Annotated in this window: 6 protein-coding genes; 2 read left to right on the forward strand and 4 right to left on the reverse strand. The window is 65.0% G+C overall.

Annotated features, from left to right (window positions below):
- The 4 genes from ACEN88_RS24105 to ACEN88_RS24120 all read right to left on the reverse strand — a co-directional run.
- Positions 1–990, reverse strand: a 990-nt coding sequence (locus ACEN88_RS24105; RefSeq protein ID WP_413343733.1) for a porin, incomplete at its 3' end; no start/stop codon positions are given.
- A gap of 234 nt (positions 991–1,224) precedes the next feature.
- Entirely contained in the window at positions 1,225–1,743 is a 519-nt protein-coding gene (locus ACEN88_RS24110; protein WP_413343735.1) for a M48 family metallopeptidase, read from the reverse strand.
- 124 nt (positions 1,744–1,867) lie between these two features.
- Complete coding sequence (locus ACEN88_RS24115) at positions 1,868–2,230, reverse strand: KGG domain-containing protein (RefSeq protein WP_056127576.1); 363 nt, start codon at positions 2,228–2,230, stop codon at positions 1,868–1,870.
- Positions 2,231–2,330: 100 nt separating this feature from the next.
- Positions 2,331–3,356, reverse strand: coding sequence for an NADP-dependent oxidoreductase (locus ACEN88_RS24120; RefSeq protein WP_413343738.1), 1,026 nt, complete (start codon positions 3,354–3,356; stop codon positions 2,331–2,333).
- Between the two features lie 125 nt (positions 3,357–3,481).
- On the opposite strand from ACEN88_RS24120, the gene purU reads away from it, so the two are divergent.
- Both purU and ACEN88_RS24130 read left to right on the forward strand, forming a co-directional pair.
- Positions 3,482–4,348: a formyltetrahydrofolate deformylase gene (gene purU, locus ACEN88_RS24125; RefSeq protein WP_056127582.1), complete on the forward strand. Its 867-nt coding sequence runs from the start codon at positions 3,482–3,484 to the stop codon at positions 4,346–4,348.
- Positions 4,349–4,369: 21 nt separating this feature from the next.
- Positions 4,370–4,912 (forward strand): YaeQ family protein, encoded by a 543-nt coding sequence (locus tag ACEN88_RS24130; protein WP_371766214.1) that lies wholly within the window; start codon positions 4,370–4,372, stop codon positions 4,910–4,912.
- Positions 4,913–5,023: the final 111 nt, after the last annotated feature.

Below are 5,023 nucleotides of genomic sequence, written 5' to 3' on the forward strand. Positions count from 1 at the left end.
GGGCAGGGCGGCGACCGGCAGGCCGGAATCCGTCGTCGCGTTGGTGGCGCGCACGCGCGCATACGTCGCGTACGGCGTGAACGCCCGCCAGCGCCAGCCCGCGCTGACGTAGGCGCTGCGCGTCGAGCCCAGGAAGGAAGGGCTGACCGTGCGGCCCGCTTCGGCCATCACGAACCACGCGCCCGGGTCGTAGTTCACGCCGATATTCGCGAGCATCATGCGCTTGTGGTCCAGCGCGTAGCGCCGGGTCAGGTCCTGGCCGATTGGGCCGAAGGCGTCGAACGCGCGGAACAATTCGGCGCCGATGTCGCTGGAGATCTCGGCGCTGGCCACGTTGGCGCGCACGCTGAGCGCGCCCCAGTCGCTCGTGTTCGAGATGCCGATGCTGCGGCGACCGTACACGTGCAGCGGTTCGATCAGCGAAACGGAATTGTGGCCGTAGAACACCTGCGATGCATTGCGGACCCGCCCCACGCTCCAGCGCAGGGTAGCGTCGATGCCGTCGCTGCTCGTCACGGGCAACACGTTATAGCCTTCGACGGGCGGGCGCACCCACGGATACGCATAGCCGACCTTGCGGTAGTCGGCCGTCAGGAAGACGGGGAGCGCGATGCGGCCGATGCGCAGCGCCAGTTCGGGCGTCGCCTGGTACTTGATGTTGGCCCATTCGACGCGCGGCCGGTAAGTGTTGTCGAGGCCTTGTTCGCTGACCACCTGCAGCACGGCCGACCAGTGGCGCGCGAGCGTGGCGTCGAGTTGCACGCCGAGGCGGCTGTCGACGTCGGTGCTCCAGCGGCGCGTGGCGCCGGCACCGTTGGCCTTGAAGACGGACGACGTGTAATCGGCCTCGCGTTCGCCGGTGTGCACGACGCCCAGCGTGCCGAAGCCGGAAATGCGCCAGTCCGGCTTGTCCTGGGCGCGGGCGGCGCTGGCGACGGCAAGTCCGGACAGCGAAAGAAACAGGAATTGGGCGAGGCGTTGTCGCTGCATGGGTCTCGTCGGGATCGGCCGACCGGCCGGAGTTCATTCAGCCTGCGCGGATGGCAGGCACTGGGCGCAGGAAGCGCGGATCTCGACTGTAATCGGTGCGCATGCGGAAGTCGACAGCTTTTGGCCCGCGGCGGCTGATGTTCAATAACTTGTTGTGCTACAGCAACGAGGGATGATGGTCATTTCGGCCATCCATGGTGCATATTGCAATTTCCGTGGACCGCTCGGGAGCGATCACGCCCACAACCGTTCGCCGCCCAGCTCCAGCTGGGTGAGATAGAGGCGCACGTCGAATTCGAACTGGTGGTAGTCGGGCTCCATCCAGCAGCACAGTTTATAAAAGGCCTTGTCGTGGTCCTTTTCCTTCAGGTGCGCCAGTTCGTGCACGGCAATCATGCGCAGGAAGGCTGGCGGCGCGTCGCGGAACACGGTGCCGATGCGGATCTCGTGCTTGGCTTTCAAACGGCCGCCCTGCACGCGCGAGATCGCGGTGTGCAGGCCGAGGGCCTGCTGGACGATGCCGATCTTGCTGTCGTACGCCACTTTCGAAACGGGCTCGGCGTTGCGCAGGTATTCATCTTTCATATCCTGCACGTAGCCGTACAAGGCCTTGTCGGTGCGGACGTCGTGCGCGTCGGGATAGCGCTGGCGCAGGTGGTCGGCCAGGCGGTTGTCGGCGATCAGGCGCTCGACCTGGGACAGGATGTGCGCGGGATACGCGGCCAGGTATTTGAGGTGGGAAGCGGTGGACATAAGCGTGGAACTGTAGCACGTCCATGTTCCAGGCGCATCTCCCGGCAATGCGATGAGCAACCGCGCCCGGCACGGCGGCGCGGTCGGCGCTTGCGCGCTGTGGTGAGGGGAACCGCCCCAAAGTTCAAGACTCCTTGCTGCCCTGGCGGTTGCCCGCCTGAGTGCCCGCCTGGTTGCCCGATTTCGCGGCGGCGGCGGCGCGGTTGGCCGATTGCCGGCTTTCCCCGCCCTTGCGGCCGATGTCGGCCATGTGGGCGCGGTTGCGGCTGACCACTTCCCCGCCTTTCTGGCCCGCCCGGCGCGCTTCTTCCGAATCGAATTCGTGCGCCGTCCCCTTCTGGTGGGCGGCCTGGCCGCCCTTGCTGGCGATTTGACGCTGCTGGTTCTGGTCCATCGCAGCGAAACCGCGCTTGGCCGGCTGGCTTTTCTGCTCGTTGCCGCCGGCGTCGGCCGCGCTCTTGTGGCCGCCTTCCTTGCTTGTCGCCATATCGATCTCCTTGTGCCTGAACTATCAACGAGCGTTCATGGATGCGCTCGTGCGGTTAGAGAGGCAGGGGATCAAATGGTTCCGGCGGCGTGCGGTTGGTTCAATGTGCGTCGTCTGTGACCTTCAGCACCAGCTTCCCGAAGTTCTTCCCTTCGAACAGCATCGTGAGGGCGTCCGGGAAGTGATCGAGGCCTTCGACCACGTGCTCGCGGCTCTTGATCGCCCCTGCCCGCAGCCACGCGCCGAGCCGTTGTACGGCTTCCGGATAGCGCGCCGCATAGTCGAATACCACCATGCCTTCCATGCGCGCCCGGTTCACGAGCAGCGACAGGTAATTGGCCGGGCCGCGCACCGGCGTCGTGTTGTTGTACTGGGAGATCGCGCCGCAGATCACGATGCGCGCCTTCAGGTTGATGCGGGCCAGCACGGCGTCGAGGATGTCGCCGCCCACGTTGTCGAAATAGACGTCCACGCCCTGCGGGCAATGTTCCCTGAGCCCCGCCGGTACCGGCCCCGCCTTGTAGTCGATGCACGCGTCGAACCCGAGTTCCTCGACGACGTAGCGGCATTTGTCCGGCCCCCCGGCGATGCCGACGACGCGGCAACCCAGCTGCTTCGCCACCTGGCCGACGGTCGCACCGACGGCGCCCGCCGCCGCCGACACGACGACGGTTTCTCCCGCCTTCGGCTGGCCGATGTCCGTGAGGCCGAAGTAGGCGGTCATGCCGGGCATGCCCAGCACGTTCAGCCAGGCCGGCAGCGGGGCGAGGGCGGGATCGATCTTCATGGCCGCGGCCGCCTTCGCGTCGACGGGGCCCGTCCAGTACTGCTGCACGCCGAAGCTGCCGGTCAGGGTGTCGCCGACGGCCACATGCGGCGAGTTCGACGCCTCGACGACGCCGATCCCGCCCGCGCGCATCACTTCGCCGATCGCGACGGGACGGATGTACGACTTGCCTTCGTTCATCCAGCCGCGCATGGCCGGATCGAGCGACAGGTACAGCACTTTCACGCGCACCTCGCCGTCCTGCAGCGGGGCGAGGGGTTCCTCGGTTTGTTGCCAGTCGGTGGGCCTGGGCATGCCGACGGGACGGGCGGCGAGGCGGAATTGCCGATTCGTTGTCATTTGCGTCTCCTGTTGAACCGGGGTCAGAGCCCGGTTTTGGGCAATTTCTTTAAATCGGGCTCTGACCCCGGTTATGCGACAATGGTCGGGCTCAGTCAACCTCAACCATTCTGAAGTTTTTAGCAATGTATCCAGAATATATCCTGACCTTGTCCTGCCTGGACCACCGCGGCATCGTGCTGCGCGTCTCGGGTTTTCTGGCCGAACACGGCTGCAACATCATCGACTCGGCCCAGTTCGGCGATCCGGAATCGAAGCTGTTCTTCATGCGCATCCACTTCGCGCTGGAAGACGACGCCATCTCGGACGAATTGCTGCGCGCCGGTTTCGGCTCGCTGTGCGGGGACCTGGGCGCGGACGGCGCATTGCACGACGCCGGCGCCAAGCCGCGCGTGCTGATCATGGTGTCGAAGATCGGCCATTGCCTCAACGACCTGCTGTTCCGCTACCGCAGCGGCCTGCTGCCGGTGGAGATTCCTGCCATCGTGTCGAACCACATGGACTTCTACCAGCTCGCGGCCAGTTACAATATCCCGTTCCACCACTTGCCGCTCGAGGCGGGTGCCAGCGAATCGGCCAAGCTCGCCCAGGAGGCGCGCATCATCGACTTGCTGGATACCCACCGCATCGACCTGGTCGTGCTGGCGCGCTACATGCAGATCCTGTCGCCGGGGCTGTGCGATGCCTTGAAGGGCAGGGCGATCAATATCCACCACTCGTTCCTGCCCAGCTTCAAGGGCGCGCGTCCGTATGCGCAGGCGCATCGCCGCGGCGTCAAGCTGATCGGTGCGACGGCCCACTTCGTCACGGGCGACCTGGACGAAGGCCCGATCATCGAGCAGGACGTCGAGCGCGTCGACCACGCCATGAGCGTGGAGCAGTTGACGGCCATCGGCCGCGACGTCGAGAGCGTCGTGCTGGCCCGTGCGGTCAAGTGGTTCGTGGAACACCGTATCCTGCTGAATGGCGACAAGACTGTCGTGTTCAGCTGAACCATAGAAATAGGCACCTGAATGGCCCTGAAAGCAACGATTTACAAGGCAGACCTGAACATTGCGGACATGGACCGCAACTATTACCAGGAGCACGCGCTCACGATCGCGCGGCATCCTTCGGAAACCGACGAGCGCGTGATGATCCGCCTGCTCGCCTTCGCCTTGCACGCCGACCCGGCGCTCGCGTACGGCAAGGACCTGTTCGACGTCGAGGAGCCCGCCCTGTGGCTCAAGGACCTCACCGGTGCGATCGACCTCTGGATCGAGGTCGGCCAGCCCGACGAACGCCGACTCATGAAGGCGGCCGGCCGTGCCGAACACGTGGTCGTGTACTGCTACAGCGCCACCAGCAATATCTGGTTCAAGGGCCTGGCCAGCAAGCTCGAACGTACCAAGAAAATTTCCATCATCAACATTCCGGCGGAAACGAGCGCTCAGCTGGAGCAGATGGCCCAGCGTTCGATGCAGCTGCAATGCACGATCCAGGACGGCCAGGTGTGGCTGACGGACGGCGAGCGCACCGTGCAGGTCGAGCGCGAAGTCCTGATGGCCGAGCGCTGATCGCACTGGACAAAATGTCACAGGGGCCGCGTGCGCCACACCGTGCATACGCGGCTATAATCGGATCATGCTGATTCGTTCGACAAGACGCCTGCGTTTCGTGTGGCTGGC

Source organism: Massilia sp. CT11-108 (assembly GCF_047302915.1).
GTDB lineage: Bacteria > Pseudomonadota > Gammaproteobacteria > Burkholderiales > Burkholderiaceae_D > Telluria > Telluria orientalis.

What these genes read in the sequence shown, in the direction of transcription:
- ACEN88_RS24110 (WP_413343735.1), bottom strand. Translation starts at nt 1,743, where the DNA reads ATGTCCACCGCTTCCCACCTCAAATACCTGGCCGCGTATCCCGCGCAC.
- ACEN88_RS24115 (WP_056127576.1), bottom strand. Translation starts at nt 2,230, where the DNA reads ATGGCGACAAGCAAGGAAGGCGGCCACAAGAGCGCGGCCGACGCCGGC.
- ACEN88_RS24120 (WP_413343738.1), bottom strand. Translation starts at nt 3,356, where the DNA reads ATGACAACGAATCGGCAATTCCGCCTCGCCGCCCGTCCCGTCGGCATG.
- purU (WP_056127582.1), top strand. Translation starts at nt 3,482, where the DNA reads ATGTATCCAGAATATATCCTGACCTTGTCCTGCCTGGACCACCGCGGC.
- ACEN88_RS24130 (WP_371766214.1), top strand. Translation starts at nt 4,370, where the DNA reads ATGGCCCTGAAAGCAACGATTTACAAGGCAGACCTGAACATTGCGGAC.